At 62.4% G+C, this 25,388-nt stretch carries 23 protein-coding genes, 1 tRNA gene and 1 pseudogene; 7 read left to right on the top strand and 18 right to left on the bottom strand.

Annotated elements, in window-relative coordinates:
- Positions 1 to 83: 83 nt before the first annotated feature.
- Positions 84 to 1,023 (top strand): IS630 family transposase gene (locus ABIE49_RS15640; RefSeq protein WP_502915856.1). Its coding sequence is split into 2 segments (ribosomal slippage): positions 84 to 419 and positions 421 to 1,023, totalling 939 coding nucleotides; the frame shifts between segments, so codons are not numbered across the junction.
- 24 nt (positions 1,024 to 1,047) lie between these two features.
- Here ABIE49_RS15640 and ABIE49_RS15635 read toward each other — a convergent pair.
- Both ABIE49_RS15635 and ABIE49_RS15630 read right to left on the bottom strand, forming a co-directional pair.
- Positions 1,048 to 1,665 (bottom strand): annotated as a pseudogene (locus ABIE49_RS15635) (di-heme-cytochrome C peroxidase); the annotation flags it as partial.
- 199 nt (positions 1,666 to 1,864) lie between these two features.
- Complete coding sequence (locus tag ABIE49_RS15630; protein ID WP_192740382.1) at positions 1,865 to 3,664, bottom strand: adenylate/guanylate cyclase domain-containing protein; 1,800 nt, start codon at positions 3,662 to 3,664, stop codon at positions 1,865 to 1,867.
- A 183-nt stretch (positions 3,665 to 3,847) separates the two neighbouring features.
- On the opposite strand from ABIE49_RS15630, the gene ABIE49_RS15625 reads away from it, so the two are divergent.
- On the top strand, positions 3,848 to 4,483 hold the full coding sequence (locus ABIE49_RS15625) for a LysE family translocator (RefSeq protein WP_192740391.1): 636 nt from the start codon (positions 3,848 to 3,850) through the stop codon (positions 4,481 to 4,483).
- A 72-nt stretch (positions 4,484 to 4,555) separates the two neighbouring features.
- Here ABIE49_RS15625 and ABIE49_RS15620 read toward each other — a convergent pair whose 3' ends face one another.
- Positions 4,556 to 5,308 carry a sulfite exporter TauE/SafE family protein gene (locus ABIE49_RS15620; protein WP_192740381.1) on the bottom strand — a complete coding sequence of 251 codons (753 nt, stop codon included), beginning with the start codon at positions 5,306 to 5,308 and terminating at the stop codon, positions 4,556 to 4,558.
- 92 nt (positions 5,309 to 5,400) lie between these two features.
- Between ABIE49_RS15620 and ABIE49_RS15615 the strand changes: the two genes are divergently transcribed.
- The 3 genes from ABIE49_RS15615 (at position 5,401) to corA (ending at position 8,067) form a co-directional block, all read left to right on the top strand.
- Entirely contained in the window at positions 5,401 to 6,294 is an 894-nt protein-coding gene (locus ABIE49_RS15615; RefSeq protein WP_192740380.1) for a LysR family transcriptional regulator, read from the top strand.
- 14 nt (positions 6,295 to 6,308) lie between these two features.
- Positions 6,309 to 6,956, top strand: a complete 648-nt coding sequence (locus ABIE49_RS15610) for a glutathione S-transferase family protein (RefSeq protein WP_192740379.1) — start codon at positions 6,309 to 6,311, stop codon at positions 6,954 to 6,956.
- Positions 6,957 to 7,101: 145 nt separating this feature from the next.
- Positions 7,102 to 8,067, top strand: a complete 966-nt coding sequence (gene corA / locus ABIE49_RS15605; protein ID WP_192740378.1) for a magnesium/cobalt transporter CorA — start codon at positions 7,102 to 7,104, stop codon at positions 8,065 to 8,067.
- A 98-nt stretch (positions 8,068 to 8,165) separates the two neighbouring features.
- Here the strand turns inward: corA and ABIE49_RS15600 are convergent, their stop codons facing one another.
- The 5 genes from ABIE49_RS15600 to ABIE49_RS15580 form a co-directional block, all read right to left on the bottom strand.
- The gene (locus ABIE49_RS15600; RefSeq protein ID WP_210337559.1) at positions 8,166 to 9,881 is read right to left on the bottom strand and encodes a hypothetical protein; all 1,716 of its coding nucleotides are present in this window, start codon (positions 9,879 to 9,881) and stop codon (positions 8,166 to 8,168) included.
- A gap of 571 nt (positions 9,882 to 10,452) precedes the next feature.
- Positions 10,453 to 11,421 carry a Bug family tripartite tricarboxylate transporter substrate binding protein gene (locus tag ABIE49_RS15595; RefSeq protein ID WP_192740377.1) on the bottom strand — a complete coding sequence of 323 codons (969 nt, stop codon included), beginning with the start codon at positions 11,419 to 11,421 and terminating at the stop codon, positions 10,453 to 10,455.
- Between the two features lie 89 nt (positions 11,422 to 11,510).
- Entirely contained in the window at positions 11,511 to 12,038 is a 528-nt protein-coding gene (locus ABIE49_RS15590; RefSeq protein WP_192740376.1) for an isochorismatase family protein, read from the bottom strand.
- A 148-nt stretch (positions 12,039 to 12,186) separates the two neighbouring features.
- Positions 12,187 to 12,966, bottom strand: a complete 780-nt coding sequence (hisN, locus tag ABIE49_RS15585) for a histidinol-phosphatase (RefSeq protein WP_192740375.1) — start codon at positions 12,964 to 12,966, stop codon at positions 12,187 to 12,189.
- A gap of 583 nt (positions 12,967 to 13,549) precedes the next feature.
- Positions 13,550 to 14,437, bottom strand: coding sequence for an N-formylglutamate amidohydrolase (locus tag ABIE49_RS15580; protein ID WP_192740374.1), 888 nt, complete (start codon positions 14,435 to 14,437; stop codon positions 13,550 to 13,552).
- A 342-nt stretch (positions 14,438 to 14,779) separates the two neighbouring features.
- Here ABIE49_RS15580 and cpdR point away from each other — a divergent pair, with 342 nt between their 5' ends.
- Together cpdR and ABIE49_RS15570 are read left to right on the top strand one after the other, a co-directional pair.
- A complete protein-coding gene (gene cpdR, locus ABIE49_RS15575) occupies positions 14,780 to 15,139 on the top strand; it encodes a cell cycle two-component system response regulator CpdR (protein ID WP_074823489.1) in 360 nt (119 codons plus the stop codon).
- A 131-nt stretch (positions 15,140 to 15,270) separates the two neighbouring features.
- Positions 15,271 to 15,345: transfer RNA gene (locus ABIE49_RS15570), tRNA-Val, on the top strand.
- Positions 15,346 to 15,475: 130 nt separating this feature from the next.
- Here ABIE49_RS15570 and ABIE49_RS15565 read toward each other — a convergent pair.
- The 10 genes from ABIE49_RS15565 to ABIE49_RS15520 all read right to left on the bottom strand — a co-directional run bounded on the left by ABIE49_RS15565 (position 15,476) and on the right by ABIE49_RS15520 (position 25,385).
- Positions 15,476 to 15,781, bottom strand: coding sequence for an AzlD domain-containing protein (locus ABIE49_RS15565; RefSeq protein WP_192740373.1), 306 nt, complete (start codon positions 15,779 to 15,781; stop codon positions 15,476 to 15,478).
- Positions 15,774 to 16,490 (bottom strand): AzlC family ABC transporter permease, encoded by a 717-nt coding sequence (locus ABIE49_RS15560; protein WP_192740372.1) that lies wholly within the window; start codon positions 16,488 to 16,490, stop codon positions 15,774 to 15,776. The genes ABIE49_RS15565 and ABIE49_RS15560 overlap by 8 nt, the downstream gene beginning before the upstream one ends.
- Before the next feature lie 88 nt (positions 16,491 to 16,578).
- Positions 16,579 to 18,735 carry a glucans biosynthesis glucosyltransferase MdoH gene (gene mdoH, locus ABIE49_RS15555; RefSeq protein ID WP_192740371.1) on the bottom strand — a complete coding sequence of 719 codons (2,157 nt, stop codon included), beginning with the start codon at positions 18,733 to 18,735 and terminating at the stop codon, positions 16,579 to 16,581.
- Positions 18,723 to 20,231, bottom strand: a complete 1,509-nt coding sequence (locus ABIE49_RS15550; protein WP_192740370.1) for a glucan biosynthesis protein G — start codon at positions 20,229 to 20,231, stop codon at positions 18,723 to 18,725. The genes mdoH and ABIE49_RS15550 overlap by 13 nt, the downstream gene beginning before the upstream one ends.
- Before the next feature lie 135 nt (positions 20,232 to 20,366).
- Entirely contained in the window at positions 20,367 to 20,837 is a 471-nt protein-coding gene (locus ABIE49_RS15545; protein WP_210337557.1) for a hypothetical protein, read from the bottom strand.
- Between the two features lie 64 nt (positions 20,838 to 20,901).
- Positions 20,902 to 21,831 carry a glutathione S-transferase family protein gene (locus ABIE49_RS15540; RefSeq protein ID WP_192740368.1) on the bottom strand — a complete coding sequence of 310 codons (930 nt, stop codon included), beginning with the start codon at positions 21,829 to 21,831 and terminating at the stop codon, positions 20,902 to 20,904.
- Entirely contained in the window at positions 21,828 to 23,537 is a 1,710-nt protein-coding gene (locus ABIE49_RS15535; protein ID WP_192740389.1) for an FAD-dependent oxidoreductase, read from the bottom strand. Before ABIE49_RS15535 ends, ABIE49_RS15540 begins: the two co-directional genes overlap by 4 nt.
- 118 nt (positions 23,538 to 23,655) lie before the next feature.
- The gene (locus tag ABIE49_RS15530; protein ID WP_192740367.1) at positions 23,656 to 24,411 is read right to left on the bottom strand and encodes a GntR family transcriptional regulator; all 756 of its coding nucleotides are present in this window, start codon (positions 24,409 to 24,411) and stop codon (positions 23,656 to 23,658) included.
- The gene (locus ABIE49_RS15525) at positions 24,401 to 25,024 is read right to left on the bottom strand and encodes a Gfo/Idh/MocA family protein (protein WP_354066837.1); all 624 of its coding nucleotides are present in this window, start codon (positions 25,022 to 25,024) and stop codon (positions 24,401 to 24,403) included. The genes ABIE49_RS15530 and ABIE49_RS15525 overlap by 11 nt, the downstream gene beginning before the upstream one ends.
- A 31-nt stretch (positions 25,025 to 25,055) precedes the next feature.
- Complete coding sequence (locus ABIE49_RS15520) at positions 25,056 to 25,385, bottom strand: hypothetical protein (protein WP_354066836.1); 330 nt, start codon at positions 25,383 to 25,385, stop codon at positions 25,056 to 25,058.
- Positions 25,386 to 25,388: the final 3 nt, after the last annotated feature.

Genomic DNA, 25,388 nt, shown 5'->3' with positions numbered 1-25,388 from the left:
ATGGGGTTAGGTTGAATCGATTTGGGATTCCCAAATCAGTGGGTTTCTGATTCACCATGATGGCTGGACGGAGGCCAGCATGGATGGGCAAGCCTTATTCTCTGGATCTTCGCAAGCGTGTCGTGTCCGCGATCGAGGGCGGGATGTCCCGCAATCAGGCAGCCAAGCAGTTTGGGGTCGCGATCAGCACAGCGATCGGTTGGATGCAGCGGGTCGAGGATACTGGCAGCGTTGCTCCGGGCCAGATGGGTGGTCATAAGCCGAAGGCAGTTTCGGGAGACCATGCGGTTTGGCTGTCGCAACGGATCAAAGACGGCGATTTCACCATACGAGGGCTCGTTGCCGAGCTTGCCGGACGCGGCCTGAAGGTCGACTACCACTCGGTGTGGGACTTCGTGCATGCCGAGAAGCTCAGCTTCAAAAAAAAGCGTGGCGGCTGACGAACGCGATCGACCCGACGTGGCGCGGCGGCGCCTCCAATGGACAAAGTATCAAGGTCGCGTCGAAGCTGAGCGACTGGTCTTCATCGACGAGACCTGGACGCGGACCGATATGGCTCCCTTGCGGGGATGGGCGCCGCGCGGGCGCAGGCTTCACGCCAAGGTTCCCCACGGCCGCTGGAAGACCATGACCTTCCTGGCGGCCCTGCGCCATGACCGGATCGATGCGCCATGGTTTATCGAGGGGCCGATCGATGGCGTGAGCTTTCGCACCTATGTCGAGAAGGTTCTTCTGCCCATCCTTCGACCCGGCGATATCGTCGTTTTGGATAACCTCGGCAGCCACAAGAGCAAAGCAGTTCGCCAGCTCATCCGTTCGGTCGGCGCCAAACTCTTCTTCCTGCCAAAATACTCGCCTGACCTGAACCCGATCGAGCAGGTCTTTGCCAAGCTCAAGCATCTGGTCCGCAAAGCTGCCGCGCGAACCGTCGACGCGGTCTGCGCCGCAATCGGCTACGCACTCGATGCCTTCACCTCAGAGGAATGTGCCAACTACCTCAAAAATTCAGGCTATCGAACTTAATGCCATCACGCTTTAGCCGGCTGGCGCCTGCAACCGGTCGGTGATGCGCTTGGGCAGCTTCCGCTCGACGAACAACGTGCGGACATCGGCGACGCTGAGGTAGCGCGTCTCGCCGTCGCCCTTGCCGAGAATGTCGAGCAGGACCGGCCATTCGCCCTTCATCATGATCGGATAGGTCCAGCGCGCCTTATCGCCGTCGCGCTTCAGATTGTCCGCCATGAAGGTCTCGATCTGCTTGGCGTTCAGCCCGGGCTCGGTGCCGCCATCGGGATTACGGTATTCCTGGCCGAAGCTCGCGAAGCGTTCGATCTGCTCCAGATTGACCTGTCCATCCACTTCGAGGATGCGAGAGCCGGCGCCATGCTTGTCGAGCGGGCCGTTGCGCAATTCATCGAGAATTGCGCCCGATGTCACGCTCCTCACGGGGTGGCCGTTTGCGATCATCGCAATTCCGTAGGTGAGCACCTTCGCCCGGATCAAACCCATTCCCGTTTTGCCGCTCGCCAGCCCGATATCTTCGGTCAGCGTGCCGAGCGGCACGATGTGGCCGTCGACATAGCCGTTCGCGACCAGTGCGCGCAGGAAAGGGCAGGGATTGTTCTTGGAGACGGCGATCTGCGGGGCCGGTGCTTGGTCTGGCATGGATCCAATCCTGAAAAGGCAGCGAATATGAAAAAGACAATCGGCCTCGGTCTGAAGGGGAATGGGATTCGAAAAGCGAATCCGCCGGTCGTGTACTACTTCAGGGTGCAAACGATTTTCGCCGGATTCGAAGCCGTGTCAACCGGAGGCCGGGACGAGCCGGCCGGGATGACAATTTGGCGCAAATGTACGCCCCTCTTCAGGAATCGGCGGCAAGCTTCGGCGCGGACTCGACGAGCGTCAATCTGGTGGAGGGAGCGCCGGCCTTCAGCAGGCCGTCACGGTAATGGGCGATGTCTTCGGGCCGTTTCCAATGGAAATTGCTCAAATGGCGTTCGACGGTAAAGGTCGGATAATTGTGCAGCAAGACCTCGGTGGCGTTGGCCGCTTCCTCGGCGCGCCCGAGCTGGGCGAGCGCGGCCGCCCGGATCGCGAGCGCCTGAAGATGATTGGGATTGAGGTACAGCTGTTCGCGCGCCCAGGACAGCGACGCGTCATATTGCCCGACGAGGTAATGGCTGAACGCGTTCACCGCCTCCCATTGATATCGGGGGTCGGAGTTGCCGCGCTGTGCCGCCATTGAAATCAGTTCGATCGCCTTGCGGTGTTCGCCGGCGTAGAAATAGCAGAAGCCGAGAACGCCGCGGGCGCCCATGTCGTAGGGGTTCAGCCCGACCGCCCGGTTCGCGGCATCCATGGAAACCTCATGATGTCCTTCCAGGGCGTGCAGATAGGCGACGATCTGGAAGGCAAACGACGAGCGCGGATCGAGCCTGACGCTGCTCTCGGCGAGATCCATCGCCGTGGTCCACAATTCGCGCGTGCTCTTGATCCATCCGAACTGGATGCTCTGCATCATGATGGTGGCAAGATAGGCGCGCGCGATCGACAGCGTCGGATCGAGCGCGACGGCTTCTTTGAACAGGCCGATCGAGGTTTCGAAATCCGCCTTGGTCTGCAGGTAATAATAGGACAGCCCCTTGAGGAAGCGATCCCATGCGGTCAGGTCGTTCGACGACGGCCGGGGAGGCGCGGAAGCCTCGGCCCGGTAGATCTCGGCCGCGACCGCCGCCGACAGGCTGGTGGTGATCTCGTCCTGCATCGCGAACAGGTCGCCCATGTCGCGGTCGTAGCGGCCGGTCCATAATTGCTCGCCGTTCTCGGGCGCAATCAGCTCGGCCGTGACGCGGATCTTGCTGCCGGCGCGGCGCACCGAGCCCTGGATCAGGTAGCTCGCGTCGATCTCCCGCGCGATCAGGCGGGTGCTCAGGTTCTTGCCCTTGAAGGAGAACGTCGAGTTACGGCTCAGCACCCGGTAGAACGATTGCAGCGACAATGCGTGGATCAGGTCCTCGGTGAGGCCGTCGGAGAAATACTCGTCCGCGCTCTCGCTCAGATTGGCAAACGGCAGCACGCCGACGATAGCGGTCCGGTATTGCGCAGGCAGGTTCGCGGTGTCCCTGGCCTCGCGGCTGCGGTGGTCCGCGCCTTCAGGCTCCCAGGTCCAGACGCTGACCGGCTCCTCGATGTTCTTGAAGCGGTGCGGACCGGCATCGACCAGGGGAACGCTGAGGCGCTTGCCGGCCTCGCCATAGGCCTTGCCCGACACCGCCACGCCGCCTGGGGCGGCCACCGATTCGAGCCGGACGGCGATGTTCACGTCGTCGCCGAACACCTCGTCCTCGTCGGCCATCACGTCGCCCATATGGATGCCCATACGGAATTGCATCACGCGGTCGGTGGGCAAATGATGGTTTCGTTCAGCCATCATCATCTGCATCGCGACCGCGGCCTCTATGGCGCCGACGATGCTGGGAAACTCCAGCAGGAAGCCGTCGCCGGTGTTCTTCACCAGACGGCCGCCATGATTGAGGATGATCGGGTAGATCGCGGTCCGATGGGCCTTGAAGGTGGCATGCGTGCCCGCCTCGTCGGCTCCCATCATGCGGGAATAGCCGGCGACATCAGCGCAAACGATGGCGGCTAGCCGTCTTTCCATGTATCCCTAAAACTCCCGCACTTGCATACTACTATGTGGTCGGCCAAGCGATTCCAATGATTATTAAATACGCTGTATCTGGCGGAACGCCGATCCAGAAGTGATAGTAACGCAATCCAATTGCGATTGGCATGCGCTGGAACAATGGGTTGTCACGAGGGAACTGGTCAAAACATGGGCGAGCTGCTCGGCATAAACGAACTCTGGTTGTTCATCCTCTCGGGGTTGCTGCTCAACGTCACGCCGGGGCCCGATACCGCTTATATCATCGGCCGCAGCATCCAGTTGGGGTGGCGCGGCGGGGCCGCGGCCGCGCTCGGCATCTGCTGTGGCTGCCTGGTTCACGTGTTTGGTGCCGCGATTGGCCTGTCCGCGCTGCTGATGACGTCGGCGGCCGCCTTTACGGTCCTGAAGCTGGTCGGCGCGGCCTATCTGGTGTTTACGGGCCTCCAGATGCTGCTGTCGCGCGCGGCCCCAATTGCTGAAGCAGCCGTGCAGGAGGGGACGGTCTCGCTGCGCCGGGTGTTCTGGCAGGGGGCCTTGACCAACGCGCTCAATCCGAAGGTGGCGCTGTTTTTCCTGGCGTTCCTGCCGCAATTCGTGGCCGCCGATTCGCCGCACAAGACGGCGGCCTTCCTGGCCCTCGGCCTGATCTTCATCTTCAACGGCACGCTGTGGTGCCTGGCCGTCGCGGCGTTTGCGTCGAAGGCCGCCTCCCGGATCCGGCACTCCCAGCGCGTGATCGCCTGGATCAACCGCGTGCTCGGCGGGATGTTCGTCTATCTCGGGTTTCGCGTGGCGATGTTGCAGACCCGCTGACCTAACCCATTTGGGTGGGGCGTCTTTAGGCGTGGTGGTCCGGTCTGCTCAGGCTCGAGAAATCATCACGCCCTAGCCGTGAATTTTCAGAAACCCGCCGACGGCTAGATAGAGCCCGAGGAAGATCATCGCGATCAGGAACCAGCGGCGGAACACGTCCGGCTGCATCCGCGTTCGCACCGCCTGGCCGATGAACATGCCGGCAAAGGACGCCGCCATCGCCACCGCGCCCGGCAGCGCGGTTGCGGCCGTGAGCAGGCCCGCCGCGGTGATGTTGAAGGCGAGCGCCACGGTGGCGACCGTGAAGAACACGCCGAGCGCCTGCACCAGTTCGTCCTTCTGCATGCCGATTGCCTGCATGAACGGCATTGACGGGATGACCTGAACGCCGGTCGCGGCCGAGATCACGCCGGTGACAAGGCCGACGATGCCGCCGATCCACTTCTCGTCGCGTTGCGCGACCTTGAAGCTGAATTTGCTCAGGCCCACGATGGCATAGATCACCAGCAGCACGCCGAGGATGACGGTGCCATAGGCCGCATAGGGCCCGGTCAAGAGTCCGCCGTTGAGCCAGATGCCGATCACGGTGCCGACCATCAGCGGCCACAGCCGCCGCATGATGTCGCGCAAGTAAGGGCCGCCGAAGGTCTGCCAGATATTGGTGACGATCGCCGGAACGATCACGATCGCGATCGCCTGGCCGGGCGGCATCGTCACCGCGAGCAGGCCCATCGACACCGTCGGCAGGCCGAGCGCGATGACGCCCTTGATGAAACCGGCGAGCAGGAACGCGGCCGCGATGAGAATGAGCATGGAATCGATCATGCGGCCACATTGACCGATCGCGCTATCAGGCACAATCTGGAGATTACGGAGACAGCATTCGGCCAGGCCGAAGGCAGATATCGGAATTCGTGATGCGCTTCGATCTGGTCGATCTACAGCTCTTTATCGCGGTGGCCGAGACGCGCAGCATCACCAATGGCGCGAACCGCGTGCATCTGGCGCTGGCCTCGGCCAGCGCGCGGATCAAGGGCCTGGAGGCCGCGCTTGGCGTTTCACTGCTGCAGCGTGGCCGCCGCGGCGTCGAATTGACGCCGGCTGGCGAAAGCCTGCTCGATCACGCCCGCATCGTCATGCACAATGTGGACGCGCTGCGCGGCGATCTCGCCGCCTTCTCGCGCGGCGTCAAGGCCACCGTCCGCTTCCTCGCCAACACATCAGGCCTGTCGGAATATCTGCCGAAGGCGCTGGCCGCGTTCCTGAGCCAGCATCCGCATATCTCGATCGACGTCGAGGAGCGCGAAAGCGCCGACATCGCACGGGCCATCGCCAGCGGCGCCGCCGATCTCGGGCTCGCCGCCGAGCACGCGCTGCCCGACGGCATCGAGCGGATCCCCTACAGCGAAGACCGCCTGGTGCTGGTCACCGCGCGCCAGGACGAACTGTCGAACCGGCGGCAGGTCGATTTCCGCGAGGTGGTGGAGCGGGACTTCGTCGGCCTGATCACCTCGAGCGCGCTGCACGCCCATGTCACCGGCCACGCGGCGCGGCTCGGCGCGCGCTTGCGGTTTCGCGCGCGGCTCAACAATTTCGATGCGATCGGGCAGATGGTCTCTGCCGGCATCGGCGTCGCCGTGATGCCTGAAGTGGCGGCCAGGCGCTGCGCGCGGTCGATGAAGATCAACGTCATCAGGATCAGGGATCCCTGGGCCAACCGCAGGCTTGCGATCTGTGCCCGCAGTTTTAAGTCGCTGCCGAAACCGGCGCAGCAACTGGTAGAGCATCTGCGCAAGATGGCGCCGAAGTAATTTGGAGAAAGAGAATGCTCAAGGTCTGGGGACGCCGCAGTTCGTTCAACGTCCAGAAAGTCATGTGGCTGATCGGCGAGCTCGACCTTGCCCATGAGCATATCGATGCCGGCGGTTCGGCCGGCGGGCTCGATGCGCCAGCCTTTCTGGCGATGAATCCGCACGGCCGCATTCCCGTGATCCGGGATGGCGACGCCGTGGTGTGGGAATCGCATGCGATCCTCCGGTATTTGGCCGCGCGCTACGGGGCAGATCGATTCTGGTCCGATGATCCGGTGGCGCGTGCCGCCGTCGACGGCTGGATGGACTGGTCGCAAACCGCGTTGCAGCCGGATTTCCTGAGCGGCGTATTCTGGGGATTCTACCGGACGCCGGCAGACAAGCGAGACTGGCCGGCGATCAAGGCCGCGCTGGCGCGTTGCGCCAGGGATTTCGAGAAACTCGACCACTTGCTGGAGGAACGCAGCTTCCTGCTCGGCGAGACCTTGTCGCTTGCCGACATCGCGGCCGGGACGTCGCTCTATCGCTACTTCGAACTGGAAATCGACCGCCCGCCATTGCCACAGGTCGAGCGCTGGTATCGCACCCTGCAAAGGCGCGAGGCGTACCGGACCCACATCATGATCCCGTTCGGCGAATTGTTCGGGCGGCTGGATTATTGAGGGGCTGTACTCATAAATTTAGCGCTCGGCCCGCAAGCTAAATCCGAGGGCGTGATACAGGCGCTGCAACGCTGCCACAAGAACTGTCTGGGCAATTTATGTGGTAGGGTGTGCACCCGCTCATTATGTCCGGAGGAAGCTTGTTGTGAGCGTTGTGGCAGCCCACCTGTATCGTCATGGCAAGAATGTCAAAGCCGTTTCGCTGGACGAACCCATCGATTGCAAGGGCAAGTCCGAGTTTGTCTGGATCGGGCTATTCGAACCTTCGAAACGAGAGCTTGAGCAACTCGAGAAGAACTACGGGCTTCATCCGCTCGCGATCGAGGATGCGTTCAAGGCAAACCAGCTGCCGAAAATTGACGTCTACGGCGACCAGCTGTTTGTCATGACGCGCACGGCTCATCTTGAGCAGGATCACATCGCCCATGGCGAAACAGCGATTTTTGTCGGAAAGAATTTTATCATCACGGTTCGGCATGGCTCGGCTCGGGCGCATAGCGAACTGCGCGCCCAACTCGAAGCGGCTCCCAGCCTGCTGGGACATGGTCCGGATTATGTCTTGCACGCCATCCTCGACTTTATCGTTGATGGATACCTGCCGGTGGTCGAGACGATCGAGGAACACGTTCTCAAGATGGAGCAAAGCGCGCTTGACAGCTTCCTCAGTCGCGCAGACGTCAAACGGCTCTTCGGGCTGCGCCAGGAGTTGATCCGCTTTCAGCGAATTATCGGTCCCATGATGGAGGTCTGCGGCCGGCTCGTACACATTGATACACCGTGTCTTGACGCTAACGCCCGTCCCTATTTCCAGGACGTCCTGGACCACGTGCGGCGCGTCGAAGCGATGGTGAACTCGTTGCGAGACGTGCTGACTTCGGTTTTCGAAGTGAGCAATCTATTGGAGCAGCAGCGTCAGAGCGCGATTACGCGGCAGCTGGCCGCGTGGGCCGCGATCCTGGCCGTGCCCACCGCGATCGCCGGGATCTACGGCATGAATTTCGAAAACATGCCCGAGTTGAAGACGCAGTACGGCTACTTTGTCGTGGTCGGCGTTATCGCCCTGCTTTGCGCGGTGCTTTATGTGCGTTTCAAACGCGCTCGATGGCTCTGATACGAGTTTGTGGCTCGCCGCTTTTACCGAGTTGAGGCAATCGATAGATCACGCTGCGGCCGAATGTCCGCTATCCCGCCAAAAGCGGCAAGCAGTCATCACTTCTTGCGCCAGATATCCAGCAGTGCGTCGGCCTTGGTTCGCAGCGGCAATCGTTCATTGGTCAGCGCATCGAGGAAACCGGCAATGCGCTGCGACTTCGCCAGCGTATAGAGCGTAAGCGCTGCGAAAGCGGCCGCCGTTACGGCTACGTAAACCGCCTTCGCCGCGAGATGGTGGTCGGTGGCGGCGATCAGGCTGCTCATGCCGAGGAAGCCTGTCGTGGTGGTGCCGATCAGGCCGATCATGGTCACGACGGTGAGCCTGAGGAAGATGTTCGATTGGCGACGCAGCAGATCGCTGTCGAGATAGGCGCCCATATCCTTCAGCTCTTCCCTGATATCGACGTACAGGCGATCGGTGCCGAGGTGTTTGACCAGGGCGTGGAACACCTCGCGGGTCTGCACGTGCTCCGATACGTCGTGAAACCAGTACCGGTGGGTGAAGCGAAGGAATATTTCGAGCAGGCCCCTGATCTCGGCGCGGAATCGTCGCACGGTGTCCTGCTGCTCGATATTGAGACGCGTGACAGCGTGCACCAGGCGGTCGGACATCATCAGCAAGGCGCCCTTGTGCATGTGCGCGATCAGCGCCAGCAGAAAGAACTGATGACGGAACTGGCCAAGAACGCCGCGCTCCGCATCCAGGAATACGGGCCTCGCGGCGTCGCCGACGATGAGGAACGCGTGATCGCAACACATCACGCGTGTGCGCAGCCGGGCGTCGGATTGGGTTTCGTCGTAGTACCTGTCGTAGCAATGGTTCTCTTCGAAGCTCGTCAGATACTTCTCGGAGTAGGGCAGCGCATGCCGGTCGCCGGGCGCGTTCGCGTAGGCCAGCCGGGCGAAGTCTGCCCGCGTCAGCCGCTCCGGATGATCGACGGCGAGATAAGCCATCAACGGCATGCGATAATATTCGAGTTGGCGGAACCGCAGCGCTCCCGCCTGATCGGAGTGATGGGCCGCCATCGGGTTGAGCAAATATTGCCAGTGCGCGGCGAGCGGCGGCGCCCGCTCGCGACACACCGATGCCAGATACTGCTTTCTGTCCTCGTAGTCCGACACCGCGAGCACGCGCCCGTCTGCCGCCAGCCATTCCACCTTGCGGGGGCAGTTGATGCCGTTTCCCTCTGCGGTCCAGCCCGCAGGATAGGCGCGGCCGAACCGATGCAGGGAGTCCTGCACCACGTCGAGCGGCAGGTCGGAGCCGGACACTTCGACGGCAAGAATGACGAGATCGACGTCATAGAAAAAGTAGAGATCGACGTGCCGGACATCGAAGACGACAGGTGCGTCCCGTTCGGGGAAGAGGATCCTCACCGCTGCCACGTCCGTCCGGCGGTAAGCTTTTATCGGGGATTCGCCGTAGGCGGCCATGGAGCGGCGCTTGGCGCCTTCGCCGTAGAGCAGACGCTGCACATAGGGCAGGAACGTCACGAATTCGCGATAGTGCCGTTCCTGGAAGGCGTCGGGATCGGCGCAGAATTCGTCATCCACTTCCCTCCAGATCCGGCCGGCGTCCTTCTCGAGGAGCTCCCAGTGATGATGGATTTGCGAACCTTCCTTCAGCGGCAGCAGTTGAAGCGGCCAGAGCAGGATCTGGTGGAACGTACGCACCAGCGGTGTGGATTCGGGCGTGGATTCGCTCGGGTCCGATGCCAGGCGCGCCTTGGAGTCCACCTTGGATTCCAGCCCGCCGATCGTTTGCGACACCATGGCACGTCCTCGACATTCGGTTTGGAGGCCAGAATACTGAACCATACGGCAAAAGCACCAAGCATTATCAGCGCGTTGCTGTCGCACGCTGCAAGCGGACGACGCCAAATTCCGCATTGCAGCGGGAATGGCGCAAAGGCCAATAGACGACATTTTCGAAAGGAGTAGGCTGGCGAGCGTCTCATGGCTTTTTCAGGAGGTCAGACCATGACACGGCACCTTTTCTTCGCGATCACCCTTATAGGCACCGGAATGCTCCTCAACGCACAGGCAGAAGCCATGACAGCCTCGCGATGCGAGGATCGGGCCGCAAATTGCGTCGGCAGATGTGCCAACCCCACGGGCGGGGGCGGTGACTGGCGAGGGCATCAGAACAAATGCATGCTCTACTGCGACCGGCAGGTAAGCAGGTGTCTGATCCGCGCGCGATACTAGCCGCTACGCCCTGTGTTGGCTGAGGCACCAGGAGGATTTCGTAGCGGCGTCATCTTTGGCCCTCCCGCGCGGAAGCGAAGGTGGCCGCAAGGCGTGAGCACAGCACCGTTCTTGAAGAGGATACGCTTGGAGAGAATTACTTCGCCGTTTCGAGGCCCGCGTCCTTGATCACCTTCGACCACTTCTTGATTTCAGAGTCGATGAAGCCGCGGAAATGCTCCGGGCTGTCGCCGGCCACGGTGAGGCCCTGATCGGAGAGTTTGGCCTTGACGCTGGGATCGGCCATCGCCTCGTTGGCGATGCGGTTCAGCTCAGTGATGATCTTCTCGGGTGTGCCTCCCGGCGCGATCATGCCGTACCAGTTTTCGATCAACAGATCGGGCATGCCGACTTCCGCCGTGGTCGGCACGTCGGGCGCGGTCGGCGCGCGGGTGGGGGAGCCCAGTGCAATTGGCTTCAGGGAGCCCGCCTTGATATGCGGCAGGATCACCGGCAGGTCGAGGAACGTCATCTGCACCTGCTGGCCGAGCAGGTCGTTGATGGCGGGCGCCGCGCCGCGATACGGCACATGCACGATGTCGAGTTTTGCGGTCAGCTTGAACAGTTCGCCGGCCAGATGCGGCAGGCCGCCGACGCCGGCGGAGGCAAAATTGAGCTTACCGGGCTGCGCCTTGGCGAGGGCAATGAGTTCGGCCATGTTGTTGGCCGGAACGTTGCTGGCCACGACCAGCATTTCCGGCACGGTCACGACAAGCGTGACCGGTGCGAGATCCTTCCGCACGTCGTAGGGCATTTTCTCCAGTGACGGGTTGATGACGAGCGAACTCGCGCTGGTGATGGCGATGGTGTAGCCATCGGGCGCGGCTTTCGCGATCGCGTCAGTGCCCAGCACCCCGGCCTGTCCGCTGCGATTTTCGATCACGATCGGCTGCCGGGCCAGTTCCGACATGCGCTGGCCGACAACCCGGGCGATGATGTCGTTCGGCCCGCCGGGTGGGAACGGCACGATCAATTTGATCGGTTTGGTTGGAAAATCCTGTGCCGTGCCCGCGGCCGGCAATAATAGCAGCGACAATCCGGCCGCCAGCGCGCCCCAAATCCTCATGCAAGCCTCCCTGCGCAGATGTCTAAAGCGTCTGTCGCGTCGCGGCTTATAGCAGATTTTTTGTGCCCCGGGTTACGTCATCGGTGCGGTCAAGGCACGAGTTCGTCGGTGGCCGCGAGGCGGACGGGTTTTTGGGAAATGAGATTGCACCAGACCCAATGATGATGCCGCATGACGCTGACCGCATCGAGGTGAGGGCGGTCGCTCAAGGTGTGGGCATCGGTCACCACGACGACGTTGTGCTGGTTCGAGACGGCGGATCGGACGGTGGCGTCGACGCACAGATCGGTGGCCCACCCGGTCACCAGCACGCGGTCCGGCGCGATCCTGCCGAGGCGGGCCTGCAGCTCGGCGCCGGCGAAGGGGTCGTTCATGCTCTTCTGAACGACGACATCGGCGGGATCCCTGATGAGTTCGGGAAGCAGCGCCCAGCCCGGTGATTGCGGCTCGAAATCGTCGCCGGTGTCGCCGCAGTGCTGGATGAAAATGACCATGCCGGACTGCGCGCGCACGCTGGCGGCGAGCCGGTTGATGCGGTCGATGACCCCTGGCAGATCGTGCTTGGGATCGCCGCTCCGCAGCCCGACCTGCATGTCCACGATCAGCAGTGCGTCCATGCGGTGCCTTCCGTGGCCTGGAGCATGATCGCCGGGCAAACCGTTTGTCCCGAGGAAAGAACCTGCCCCGCACTTGATGGGGATGGAACCGGTTTTCCCGGGGGGCAACACCAAGTGGTTGCCCGAAGATCGTCTTTAAAAGAATGCGCTAGCTGTTGAGTAGTTTCATCGCCGCTTCATGCACGCGGGCGTCGCCGGCGGCGATGATGCGGCCGCCGCTTTGGGCGGGCTTGCCGTCCCAGGTGGTGACGATGCCGCCGGCGCCGGTGATGATCGGGATCAGGGCGGCGATGTCATAGGGTTTCAGCTCGGTCTCGACCACGAGGTCGAGATGGCCGGCCGCCAGCATGCAGTAGGAATAACAATCGCCGCCATAGCGCGTCAGCTTCACCGCCTCTTCGACCCGGCCGAAGGCGGCCCGGTCGGCGGCGTTCATCAATAGCGGGCTTGTCGTGTAGGAAGTCGCGTCCGCCAGCGAGGCGCAGCGCCGCACGGAAAGCTTCCGTTCGCCGGAGGGGCCGGAATATTGCGCCGAGCCGCTGTCGCCGGAAAAACGCTCGCCGATGTAAGGCTGGTGCATCATCCCGAACACCGGCGTGCCCCGGTGCATCAGCGCGATCAGCGTGCCCCAGATCGGAAAACCCGCGATGAAGGATTTGGTGCCGTCGATCGGATCGAGCACCCAGACATATTCGGCGTTTTCCTGCTCGTTGCCGAATTCCTCGCCGACGATGCCGTGCTGGGGAAAGTTGCCCTTGATCAGCCGGCGCATGACGGCCTCGGCGGCGCGGTCGGCCTCGGTGACGGGATCGAAATCCTTGGCGCTCTTGTTGTCGATCGAAAGCGAGGTCCGGAAGAATGGCAGAATGGTTTCGCCAGAGGCGGTTGCAAGGCGGCCGATAAAGGCTGTGAAATCGATGACCGTCACGGCAGTTCCTTGAAAGGGCGGAGGGGCGTTCAAGCGTTCGCGTTCTTGCCTAGCTCAATCCTGCGATCGGCGCACGATTAACGGAATGTTATTCCCATCTCATCCGACTCAGGTCCCCCTTTCGTCCGACTCAGGGTCCCCTTTGGGGTTTCGAATCGGCTTCGTTTAGGCATGCATTTTTGGTGACACGGCTATTCACAACATCGAGATTTGTGAATTGTGGCCGCTCCGTAACACCGGGTTCCCACGGAATTTTCTTCGCAAGATATTGAATATAAAAGGAAAATTAGTATTTAACTGACCTGTTGCATAACAGCCAGCCTCGCCGGGATTACGCTGGCAAAGTTTCGAAAGGACTTGCGTTTTGTGCAGCGCGGCCGCATATTGTTGCGGTGCGGTAGGGCCTCGCCCTATCGCTGCCCTCCTTGGGCGTTTCCTCCCTAGACTTGGGCCGCTTGTTCATTCAAGCGGCCCTTTTTTCTTTTGGGATTGTCATTCCGGGGCGCGCGCAGCGCGGACCCGGAATCTCGAGATTCCGGATTCGCCCGCTTTCGCGTGCGCTCCGGAATGACGGTGAATCAATTTACTCCGCCGCGGCCTGGAACGGCCCGAGGTCGCCGAGCGGCACGTTGGCCAGCGCGTCGGCCAGAACAGCGAAATCGGCCGCCACCTGCGCAAAGCGCGGTGAGCGCTCGCGGCGGCGTTCATCCATATAGATCGCGCGGTTGAGTTCGAGCTGCACGGTGTGCAGTCCGCTTGCCGGATTGCCGTAATGCTCGGTGATGAATCCGCCGGCATAGGGCTTGTTGCGGCCGATCGAATAGCCGAGCCCGCTCATGACGTCCTCGACGACGTCGGGCAGCAGTGCGGCGCAGCTGGTGCCGTAGCGGTCGCCGATCACGATATCGGGCCGCCGCGGCTCGTCGCGCGATACGCCGATCGACGGCATCGAGTGGCAATCCACCAGGATCACGGTGCCGAACGCCTGGTGCGCCTTGTTGATCAGCCGCCGCAATGCGCGGTGGTAGGGCTTGTAGAGCGCCTCGATCCGCCCCAGCGCCTCGTCGACATTGAGCCGCTCGCGGTAAATCTCCTGCCCGTCGCCGACCACGCGCGGGATGGTGCCGAGACCGCCGGCGACCCGCATCGAGCGGGTATTGGCAAAGCTCGGCAGCCGGCCGGTGAACATGCGCGGATCGAGCTCATAGGGCTCGCGGTTCACGTCGACATAGGAGCGCGGGAAATTGACCCGCACCGTCGGAAAGCCGCGATCGCTCAAATCTGCGATCAGTTCGTCCATGAACGAATCCTCGGAGCGGCGCAATGCTGCCAGATCGATCCGGGAGCCGTTGAGGAATTCCAGCGGATAGACCGAGCCGGAATGCGGGGAATTGAAGATGATCGGCGCCCGCCAGCTGGCCGGCTCCACGATCTCGAACGGAGGCGACAGTTCGCCATCAAACTGGGTCATCGTCGGGCGCCGTCCCTTGGATCCGTGCTTCCCAAGCAGTCGATCAAGACAGTCGATCAAGCCTCGCGATAGAGCAACCGATTCTGCCGGAAAACCAGAGATTTTATGAGGACGCATTGTCGATAATCACAATCATTCTGCCAAGTGAAAAAAGCCGCAATGGTACTGGAACACATCTCAAATGCGGAAAACGCCTGCCTTGATTGATCTCTGGCGCGTTCCGGTACAGAAATAGCGCCGCTCGCCGTGACCCGCACACTGCTGCCTTTCACCCGATCTTTACCGTCTGTCGGGCTTAGTGTGCAGACTGACCCTCCAAGCCGGATTCGACGACAGACCGCCATGCACAAAATCCTCCTCGCCGAAGACGACAACGACATGCGCCGCTTCCTGGTCAAGGCGCTGGAAAACGCCGGATTTCAGGTCTCGCCCCATGATAACGGCCTGTCGGCCTATCAGCGGCTGCGCGAGGAGCCGTTCGAGATGCTGCTGACCGATATCGTGATGCCCGAAATGGACGGCATCGAACTGGCGCGCCGCGCCTCGGAACTCGACCCCGATATCAAGATCATGTTCATCACCGGCTTTGCGGCCGTTGCCCTCAATTCTGATTCGGAAGCCCCGAAAAACGCCAAGGTGCTGGCCAAGCCTGTCCACCTGCGCGAATTGGTCAGCGAAGTGAACAAGATGCTGGCGGCCTGATTCGGGTACCATTTTAGCTCGAAATCACACCGGAAATTACCCAGAAGCGTCCTTGCGGGGGCGCTTTGGAGCCGATATACGGACCGCACCCAATACGATCAAAGCTGGAGCGGGATGGTCATCCCAATCTAGGGCGCGTAGCTCAGCGGGAGAGCACTACCTTGACATGGTAGGGGTCACAGGTTCGATCCCTGTCGCGCCCACCAGCCTTCGCTCGCTTCGCGAGCTACGGCTGGGCAAGCCGGAACGTACCCTATCGTAGCGAAGTGTGCGAAGGCTGCCTCGCCGAAGCCTCTTGGCGTAGGCGGGCTTGGCGCCGCGGATCTCCGCTCCACCTCACATCCCCAAAGTCTTCACCACCGCCGCCACGGCCGCGCCCACCAGCATGGCGCTGAGCGCGCTGCGGGTGACGATGGCCACGATCGCGGCCGCCGCGACGGCCATCCAGATCCGCGGCGCCGCCGCCAGCGTTGTCGGGACGACGATCGAAATCAGAACCGATACCGCCATGTATTTGAGGAAGGCTTCGATGCGCGGCGTGATTTTGACGTAAGACATCATCCAGACGCCGCCGACCCGCGTCGCCATCGTGACCAAAGTCAGCAGCAGGACGGCTGCAACCGCCGCAACCGTATCAACCATGGCGCCAGGTTCCGACGATTCCGCCGGCCAGGGCGCCCGCGATGATGTGCCAGCCCGGCGGCAGAACATACGTCCCGATCACGGCAACCGCCGCCGCCGCAAGCCAGGGATACAGGTCCTTAGTCCCCTTCCATTGGCCAACGACGACGGCCGCGAAATACGTCACCATGACCGCATCGAAGCCGAAGCGCGTCAGATCGCCGAGAAATGAACCCGCAAGGGCGCCGACCGCGGTGCTGGCGATCCATATCAGCCACATCGCGATGCCGCTACCGAACAGAATGCCGGCGTCGACTTCTCCCCGCTCGCGGGCGGACATGGCGTACGCAAAGCTGCCGTCGCTGAGCCCGATCAGCGCCGCCAGCCGCCCCTTGATCGGGATCTGCAGCAGCCACGGCGCGAGCGCCGCGCCGAGGAGAATGTGCCGCGCGTTGACGGCGAGTACCGTGAGCGCGAGGGTCGCCAGCGGCAACGGCGCGTACCACAGATCCAGCAGCGCGAATTGCGAGGCGCCCGCATAGATCGCGATGCTCATCAGGATGCTGACTTCCGGCGCGATACCCTTGGCGGAAGCGGCGACGCCAAACGCGATCCCGAACGGGATGATGAACACGGCGATCGGTGCGATTTCAACGCAGCCACGCCACACGCCTTTCGCGGTGAAGCGTGGAATTTGTGCCGGTTCGGTTACCGTCGTTTGCTCCGCCATGCGGCTATTTGAAAGCGAAGCGCTGGTTTGGTCAATCAGGTTGGCGCTGCTGCGGTGTATCAATCCCGCACTGCGACCAGTCTATCCTTCAATCCGTGCGCTGCTCATTGGTCGTCTGTCGCAAATCCAGCAGGGCGCCAAGAACGGCCGGTGAATGAAGGGCGGCAAATGTCTCGCGAGGGCTGAGGAATGTGGCCGCCTCGTCCAAGGTTTCGGCGTCCTCGATCTTGGCGCGCGCGATCGCGAGATGCGGATCGATCTCGCCGCGATTCCGCGGCCTCGGACCGGACAGATTGTCGAGATGCGCCTCGCGCAGGCCGGCGTCACGGCGGAGTTCGAGAAGCGGGCAGGAAACCGCCCGGTGTGAGGCGCTGGCCAGTTCGTTGGCCCGCCGCAAGACCTGCGGCGGCGAAGTCTCCTCCGGTGTGCGGAACAGACTGGAAGTCGCTCCAGCGCTCGAGGAAGACAGCGTGGCAAGCGGAATAGCGAGCAGCAGGCCGAGAATAACCGGCATCATCCACAGCAGCAGCGGCAATGACACCGCGTAGGCGCTGATGGCCATCGCGATGCCAAAGAATGTCGGAACCGAATATTTGCGGAGCGTATCTTGACGCGATACCGCGCCGTCGTCGCGGCGCTGAACCTGCCATCCGGCATCGCGTCCCAGGAGGATTTCACCGACTGCGGACGATTGGAAAATCATCATTACCGGCGCCGTCAGGCCTGACAGGAATGTCTCGGCGACGATCCCCGCAAGGGCGCGAAAGCCGCCGCCGAACTTTTTCCGCTCGTCGCGTCGGGTGAGCATGACGATCCAGGCGAGCAGTTTGGGCAGGATCAGCATGCCCATCGTGCCGACGAAAACCCAGGCCGCCAGGATCGGATCCTGCGCGGGCCATGTCGGAAACAGCGAGAACCCCTTCGGGAAATATTCGGGCCTGACAAACTGCGCCTGCAGCGAGACCAGGATGCCGAGCCCCAGAAAGATGAACCAGAGCGGCGCCGTCAGGTAGGATCCGATCCCGGTCAGAAGATGGAGCCGCGAGACCCAGTGCAGGCCGCGCGAGGGCAGCACCGCCAGATGTTGCAGATTGCCCTGACACCATCGCCTGTCGCGGGCGGCGAAATCCAGCAGCGACGGCGGGCATTCCTCGTAACTGCCGCCGAGCGTGGGCGCCATATGGATGGCCCAGCCGCCACGGCGCATGAACGCAGCCTCGATGAAATCATGGCTGAGGATGTGCCCGCCGAACGGCTTGCGGCCCCGGAGTTCAGGAAGCGCGGCGTAGCGGGCGAATGCCCTGACGCGGATGATGGCGTTATGTCCCCAGTAATTGCCTTCGGATCCATGCCACCAGGCAATTCCGGCGGCGATCAACGGACCGTACAGCCGGCCGGCAAACTGCTGCCACCTCGCGAACGACGTTCTGGCGTTGACCACGATCGGCAGCGTCTGGATCAGCGCGACATGTCGATGTCGCTCCATCGCAGCGACCAGCCGCACGATGGTGTCCCCTGTCATCAGGCTGTCGGCATCCAGGATAAGCATGCATTCATAGTCGGAGCCAAACCGCTTGACCCAATCCTCGATATTGCCGGATTTGCGCGCGGTGTTTTCCGGACGGTGACGATAGAAAATCCTGGCTGCCGGCCCGGCTTCATGCCGGAGTTGAAGAAAACACTTCTCCTCGGCGATCCAGATCGCAGGATCGGTCGTGTCACTCAGAACGAACCAGTCGAACTTCGCCGCGCATCCGGTTTCCTCGACCGATTCACAGATGGCGCGCAGCCGGGCCAGAACGCGATAGGGGTCCTCATTGTAGGTGGGCAGCAACATCGCGGTCCGACCTTCGATCGCCGGCAGGGCCGCGCCGGCATCGATGCCGAGTTCGTCCTTGCGTCGAAACAGCAGCACGAAGAAGCCGGCGATCGCCGACGTGAAGGAAAACGCAATCCACGCAAACAACAGCACGAACAGCACGAGGATCATCCACTCCAGGATCGTCACGCCTCCGACCTGGAGCACCTGATACATTTCGTAGCAGCCGGCCAGGGTCAGCAAGACGGTGCCGGCAAGGATGCATGCGCGCCGCGGCCATGCCGTCGTGAAATCCGCGGCTTTGGCTTGCGGCTCGAATCGCTGCTGCGGCTGGAGCGCCATTTCCATTGGCGCTTCACGGGGAAGGAACTGGTTCGGCGGAGGAACGCTGCGCAGCGTTCCATGGACTTTCGCTAGGGTGTCCATCGATATACCCAAAGTTCCGATACCGCCTCGTTCTCCTGCATGAGCGATGCGCGTATCTCGACGGGATTCTTCTCCTTCAAAAGTTCGAAACTCAAACGCCAGCCGCCGGTGGCCGGATTCGGCTGGGTGACGATGTTCTGGATCTTGGCCTTCTCCGCGGTCACAGCGCCCCGCAGGGTCTTTGGGTCGACGGACTTCAACCTGTCGCCGACCAGGTCCAGCACGAACAGCGTGGCGTTATCGCCTCTTGCGCCGATGCCGGTCCGGGAAAACCGCGCCAGCGGGGTCGGCTTCGGAACGTCCGGTCCCCAATTCAGCCGATAGGTATAGGTGTGTTCGCCCTTGGCCTGCAAAGCTGCCTTGGGTTGCCAAAAGCTCGCAATATTGTCGTGCACTTCTTCCCTGGTCGGAATTTCGATCAGCTTGACCGAACCTTCGCCCCAGTCTCCGATCGGCTCCGCCCACAGACTTGGCCGCCGCTCGAAACCGGATTCGAGGTCCTGGTAGGCGAGAAAATCCCTCTGGCGCTGCATCAGGCCGAAGCCATGCGGGTTGAGGTCGGCGAAGGCGCTGATCTGAAGATCCGTCGGATTATGAAGCGGCCGCCAAAGCTCCTCGCCGCGGCCGTTGGACACGAACAGCCCGTCGGAATCATGGACGGATGGCCGGAAGTCGTCGACGTCCTTGCGGTCGTTCGGTCCGAAAAAGAACATGCTCGTCATCGGCATCAGGCCGGCACGCTCCAGATCGACTCTGGGATAGATCGCCATTTCCACGTCGAAGACGGTGGTATCGCCGGGCCGGATGGTGAAGCGATACGCCGCCGCCGCACTTTCGCTGTCGAGCAAGGCGTGCACCACAATGGATTTGGCGTTGGCTGTCGGCTTCTCGATCCAGAATGCCTTGAACGACGGAAATTCTTCGCCCTTGGCTTCGCCCGTGTTGATCGCAAGCCCGCGCGCCGACAGCCCGTACAACTGGCCCTTGGCGACGGCCCGGAAGTAGCTCGCGCCGAGAAAGACGCAAACCTCGTCATAATAGTCGGGTTTGTTGATCGGCGCATGAAGCCGAAAGCCGGCAAAGCCGAGATCGACACCCGCGCCGGGTGGCGTCAGCTTGCCGAATGAAAAGAGGTCGGGCTGATAGGCGATCTTCGCGGCCTGGCCGTCCTTCACCTCATAGATATCGACCCGGTTGGCGTAGAAAAATCCGCGATGAAAGAACTGCGCTTCGAAGGGCAGCTTTTCGCCGCGCCAGAGCGCGCGTTCCGGCAAAAACCGTATCGCCCGGTAACGATCGTAATCCAGATCCTTCAGATTATCCGGCAGTTTATTGTCGGGCGCCTTGAAGGCCTTGCCGGCCAGATCACGCGCCATTTGCCGCACAAGGGACCGGTCGAAAGGCACCGGCTGCGCGTGCGCGGAGGTCAGGAGTCCGGGCGCCGCGATCGATACAAGCGGCAAGGCGGAAGCTGCGAGGAAGTGTCTGCGGTTCACAAAATCACTCGTGGTTGCTGGTGGCGACCATGAGCAACGCAGTGCAGCAATAACGGTTCCTGCCGCAGGAACTCGATTGCCATTTTTTCCCGATTGCCCGGGATTTAAGCATATGCCGCGGGGCGTTCGTGAATGCTAGTTAGCCAACGTGTGGCTTATTCGCGTGACCACGCCATCCCATTGCCGCTTTTCCGCGGCGGGATAATTGATCAGGACGCAATTCATATAGCCGGCCGAACGGTTGCAGCGGTTGTACCAGATCCGGTCGTTGCGGATGCTGGACACCACGAAGAAGTTCGGCGTCACCCTTTTGTAGACGATGCCGGGCGGCGGATTCTTCTTCGCCAGAAACGCCGCGGGCGAGTCGTTTTCGGGATTTGCAACCGATTGGACGGTCAAATCAGCGCGGCGATCGTCGGTGTAGAAGCGTCGCCCGGTTCCGCCATCCGGCAGTTCGGCGTCCCTGCTGAAAATCTTCACCGGAATTTCGACGTTGGTTCCGGTGCTGGGAATTACATATCTCTGCCACTCCGCGCCGGCCGCCAGGACGGTCGCGGGGAGGAGAGCGGGAACAAGAGCCGTGAACAGGCGGAGCGTGCGCACCAAGAGATCTCCGGTTCGATCGACACTCAATCGAGCCGATGAGCATTCGTTCCACCCGGTCTGCAAATCAGGCGGGCGACACAACATACCCAAGCCGTGGAAAGTGAACGACGACCTTGCCGAGATCAGGATCGCGCCTGCGGATCGCGATGTGATGAACCGATAGCGAGACGATCTCGCCCTCGATCGGCGTCTTGACCGGCTCATCGGCCGACACCTTCACGACGTCGCCGATCCTCCGGCCTTCGAAATCGCGGGTCGCCTCCGGCGCACGGGCCTCGGGTGTGGCTTTCGCCGCAATGGCGAGCGCGTCCTGTCCCGAGAGTTCGGTGCGCGTGCCGTGGCCGAGCGCGCGGACCCGGTCCTCCCACTCGCGCAGCCGCGGAAATTCGGCCAGCAGTTCGTCGGCGAGTTCAGGCAGGTTCGAGCGGACGTACCAGATGTTCATGTAGCAGCCGGCATCGGCGAGGCTGAATTCGCCGAGCAGGAACTTCCCGCCGTGCGCGAGCTGCGCCTCGATCAGCGCCGCTTGGCTGCGAAACTGGTCGCGATGATGCGGCAATGCCGCCGCCATCGCCTTCACGTCGAACGGCGCGCCGCGCAATTTGGTCCGGTCGTCGATGAAATCCTGTGGGACCTTGTCGCCGAGCGAGCCGAACACCAGGAACACGGCGCTGCCGAAGAAGATCCGATCGGTCCACAAGCCGGTCATGTCAGGCACGCCGCCATTGCCGCCCGGAAACAGCGTCGGCTCGGGAAAGCGCTTCTCGATCTCGCGCTGGATGATCCGGGTGTCGCAGAAAATATCGGCGCCGATCTGCATGACCGGCGTGCGGCGATAGCCGCCCGTCAGCGGCACCAGGTCCGGCTTCGGCATGATGCGCGGGATCAGCACCGACTGCCAGGCGATCTGCTTGAAGCCGAAGATCACGCGGATCTTCTCCGAGAAGGGCGAGGCTTCGAAATGATGCAAAATCGGCAACTGAGAATCCGTCATGCCGCTTGTCCCGCGATGTGCCGTCCCGCGATATACCCGAACGTCAGTGCCGGCCCCAACGTAATCCCGGCGCCGGGATAGTTGCCGCCCATGATGCTCGCCATGTCGTTGCCGACAGCGTAGAGGCCCGCGATCGGCTGTCCGTCGGTGCCGAGCGCCTGCGCATTCGCGTCGGTCCTTATGCCGGCATAGGTGCCGAGATCACCGATCACCATCTTGATCGCATAGAACGGCCCGTCCTTGATCGGCGCGATGCAGGGGTTGGGGCCGTGCAGCGCATCGCCCTGATAGCGGTTGTAGGCGCGCGAGCCCTTTCCGAATGCCGGGTCCTGTCCGTCGGCGGCACTCTTGTTGAACTGCGCGAGCGTCGCCTCGAGCCCCTTGGCGTCGATGCCGGCCTGCGCGGCGAGTTCAGCCAAGGTCGCGCCGCGCTTGAGATAGCCGGTGCGCAAGTGATGGCCGAGCGGCATCGGAAACGGCGGCACGCAGCCGAGGCCGTATTTGCGCAAGGCGCGGTGATCGCACAGCAGGAACGCCGCGATCTCCTCGCCGGGTTTTGCGACCTTCATCATGGCCTGCACAAAATCGTGGTAGGAATTGCCTTCATTGGCAAAGCGCACGCCCTCGCGCGTCACCGCGATCACGCCGGGTTTGGCGCGGTCGATGAAATGCGGCATCACGCCCTTGCTGCCGTCCTTGCGCGTGGTGATCGAGACCGGCACCCAGGCCGCGGCATTGGGCAATGAATCCTCGGCGTGGCCGCCGGCGGATTCCGCCAAACGCAAGCCGTCGCCGGTGTTGCCGGTCGGGCCGGGCGAATAATGCTCGTTGCCGGTCGGGGCATGCGGGAACATCGCCTTGCGCCTCGCCACATCGTGCGGAAAGCCGCCGCAGGCGAGGATGACGCCGAGCTTTGCATCAACGCGAATCTTGCGCCCGTCGCGCTCGACGATGGCGCCGCGCACCGTGCCGTTGTCGGTGATGAGTTCGCGCACCGGCGACGACAGCCATAACGGGATCTTCAAATCGAACGCCGATTTGGCGAGGCGTCCGGCCAGCGCATTGCCGTTGGTGAGGTTCATGCCGCGGCCGTGGCGGATCACGTCGACGAGATGCTTCGACAGCCGCTTGGCGACAAACAGCGCCGAGGTCAGCGACTTGGTCGCGCGCATGAAATGGACGATCTCCTTGCCGGAGCCCAGCATCATGCCGAACACAGTGAGTTCGGGCAGGGGCGCGCCGATATCCTTGAGGTGTTCGCCGAGTTCTCGGCCGTCGAACGGCCGCGTCACCATCGAGCGGCCGCCCTGCGTGCCGCCGGGAGCTTCGGCGTGATAATCCGGAAAGGTCAGCGGCATGTCGAAACGCACCGCGGTCTTGCTGGTGAAGAAATCCACCGCTTCGGGACCGGAGGTCAGAAACGCATCGACGCGGGCGGCATCGTAGGAATTTCCGGCCTCATGCCGCAGATAGGTCCGCGCCTGCTCGGGGCTTTCGACGATCCCCCAGTTGCGCGCCAGGGAGGTGCCGGGAATCCACAGCCAGCCGCCGGAACGCGCGGTGGTGCCGCCAAAGCGCGGCTCCTTTTCGACCACCAGCACCTTGAGCCGTTGATGTCCCGCGGTGACCGCGGCCGACAGGCCGGCACAGCCCGAGCCGACCACCAGCACGTCGCATTCGTAAGTTTCTTGTTCGTTGCCCGCCACGCGATCCACCCATTGTTCTTGTTCTGGGCGGACATTGGAGGCGGATAGATTTGTCTGTCAATGCGCGCTTCTTCCCCTCTCCCCTTGTGGGAGAGGGTGGCGGCGCCACCAATCTCAACTACATCTTCGGCCGCAACGAGCGCTGCATGTCCATGGTGTAGGTGTACCGTCCCTCCGGATGCGTGGTGACGGTAACCTCGAACAGCTCCTCGCGCAGGCCGTAGTAGCGGCGCACCATCGTCAGCGCGGGTGAACCGGTCTTGACCCCGAGCGCCTTTGCCAATTTTGCCGGCATGCCGCGCGCGAACACTTCCAGTTGCGCGTACTCGATGGTCTCGCCGAACATCTTTGCGATCTGCTCATGCACGGGGCTGCGGCCATGATCGCGCCGCTTCACCACGCCGGCGAATTTCCGCAGCACATAGATTTCCACCCAGCCCAGCGGATCCGCAAATTCATCGGAGCGGCGGATCGCCTCGATCAGGAACCAGTGTTTGCCGGGTTCGCATTTGAGCAGGGCGGCGAGGTTGCGGTCGGCGACGATTTCGCTGGAGCCCACCACCTGGCGATAGGTCTCGTTGGAATATCGCAGCCATTCATTGAGCGATTTGACGCTGTGCGTGAACAATACCGGCGGCTCGGCCGCGATCACCACCGAGCCGAGCCCGGCCCGCCGCACGATCAGGCCCTGTTCGGTGACGATCCGCAGCGCCTCGCGCACGGTCTGGCGGCTGGCGCCAAAGCACGCCATCAACTCGGTCTCGGTCGGCAGCAGTTCGCCGACCGGCGTCGAGCCGAGCCGGATTTCCTTCTGCAGCTCGGCCGCGATGTCGCGGTAGCGCGTCGATTTGCGTGGTTCTTTTTTAGCGGCCATGTTGACCGGCATTTTCTTGAAGACATTGCACGGGCAGGCCGGTTTTCATCGATTGCAGCGCCGCCTCGAACGCCGACAAGGTCGCCAGCACCTCGGCTTCCCGTACCGGGAATGAACCCTTGTTCTCGATCGCGCTGGCAAAGGCGTCGAGCTCGGCGCGCAGCACGTCGGTCGCTGGATAGGTGAGCCGTTGCGGCGCAGCGCCGCTCTTTCGCACGATCATGGTCGTTTCATCCAGCACCTCGGCGGAGCCGTCCGTTCCGAACAGGTGTATGCGCCAGTAGAACGGCGTTGCCCGCACGGTGGCAAGGGTGCCGGTGACGCCATTGGTAAATTCCAGCGCCACGACCGCCGTATCGAGCGGCGGCGGGCCGGTCTCGCGCTGACGCAGCCGGGCATAGACCCGTTCCACCGGCCCCATCATGCTGACGAAGGCGTCGAGCACATGCAGGCCTGCGCCGGTGAAGCCGCCGCCGGGCGATTCCTCCTGCGATAGCCGCCATCCGCTGGTGATTTTCTGCGAGTTTTCGTTGCTGTTGTGACCCTCGACGTGAAGGATCGTCCCGAGCTGGCCGCTCGCCAGCGTTTCGTGCAGGGCGCGGATCGATGGCAAGAACCGCAGGCTTCAAATGAACCGCGTCACCTTACCTGGCAAACGGATTCTGCCAGCCGCCGCGCGCAGCCGGCGCGCGCGGTGGATAGGCAGCTTCGAGATAGCCCAGCACCACGGCGCGATCCTTGTCGTCGAGGGGCGGCATGTTGTGCCGCCTGATCATCAGGTTGATCGAATCGTCCCACTGCGCGCGCGTCAAACCTTGCTGGGCCACGAGTTTGAAACCATGGCAGGCGGTGCAGGCGTAGAAGGTCTCGTCGCGGCCGGTCCCGGCGGCAAATTCCTCCGGGCTTTCGTCACGCGGCGTGAAGGCGGTCTGGGCGATCGCCGGCGTCATCGACAGCAGTGCGGCGACAGCCATTCC

It is taken from the genome of Bradyrhizobium sp. OAE829, from assembly GCF_040546575.1.
In the GTDB taxonomy this organism is placed as follows: domain Bacteria; phylum Pseudomonadota; class Alphaproteobacteria; order Rhizobiales; family Xanthobacteraceae; genus Bradyrhizobium.
This window is presented reverse-complemented; position numbering and strand designations above follow the sequence as displayed.

Coding starts and splice junctions, on each gene's coding strand:
- ABIE49_RS15630 (WP_192740382.1), bottom strand. CDS start 3,664: ATGGAAAGACGGCTAGCCGCCATCGTTTGCGCTGATGTCGCCGGCTAT.
- ABIE49_RS15620 (WP_192740381.1), bottom strand. CDS start 5,308: ATGATCGATTCCATGCTCATTCTCATCGCGGCCGCGTTCCTGCTCGCC.
- ABIE49_RS15615 (WP_192740380.1), top strand. CDS start 5,401: ATGCGCTTCGATCTGGTCGATCTACAGCTCTTTATCGCGGTGGCCGAG.
- ABIE49_RS15610 (WP_192740379.1), top strand. CDS start 6,309: ATGCTCAAGGTCTGGGGACGCCGCAGTTCGTTCAACGTCCAGAAAGTC.
- ABIE49_RS15600 (WP_210337559.1), bottom strand. CDS start 9,881: ATGGTGTCGCAAACGATCGGCGGGCTGGAATCCAAGGTGGACTCCAAG.
- ABIE49_RS15595 (WP_192740377.1), bottom strand. CDS start 11,421: ATGAGGATTTGGGGCGCGCTGGCGGCCGGATTGTCGCTGCTATTATTG.
- ABIE49_RS15590 (WP_192740376.1), bottom strand. CDS start 12,038: ATGGACGCACTGCTGATCGTGGACATGCAGGTCGGGCTGCGGAGCGGC.
- ABIE49_RS15580 (WP_192740374.1), bottom strand. CDS start 14,437: ATGACCCAGTTTGATGGCGAACTGTCGCCTCCGTTCGAGATCGTGGAG.
- cpdR (WP_074823489.1), top strand. CDS start 14,780: ATGCACAAAATCCTCCTCGCCGAAGACGACAACGACATGCGCCGCTTC.
- ABIE49_RS15565 (WP_192740373.1), bottom strand. CDS start 15,781: ATGGTTGATACGGTTGCGGCGGTTGCAGCCGTCCTGCTGCTGACTTTG.
- ABIE49_RS15560 (WP_192740372.1), bottom strand. CDS start 16,490: ATGGCGGAGCAAACGACGGTAACCGAACCGGCACAAATTCCACGCTTC.
- mdoH (WP_192740371.1), bottom strand. CDS start 18,735: ATGGACACCCTAGCGAAAGTCCATGGAACGCTGCGCAGCGTTCCTCCG.
- ABIE49_RS15540 (WP_192740368.1), bottom strand. CDS start 21,831: ATGACGGATTCTCAGTTGCCGATTTTGCATCATTTCGAAGCCTCGCCC.
- ABIE49_RS15530 (WP_192740367.1), bottom strand. CDS start 24,411: ATGGCCGCTAAAAAAGAACCACGCAAATCGACGCGCTACCGCGACATC.
- ABIE49_RS15520 (WP_354066836.1), bottom strand. CDS start 25,385: ATGGCTGTCGCCGCACTGCTGTCGATGACGCCGGCGATCGCCCAGACC.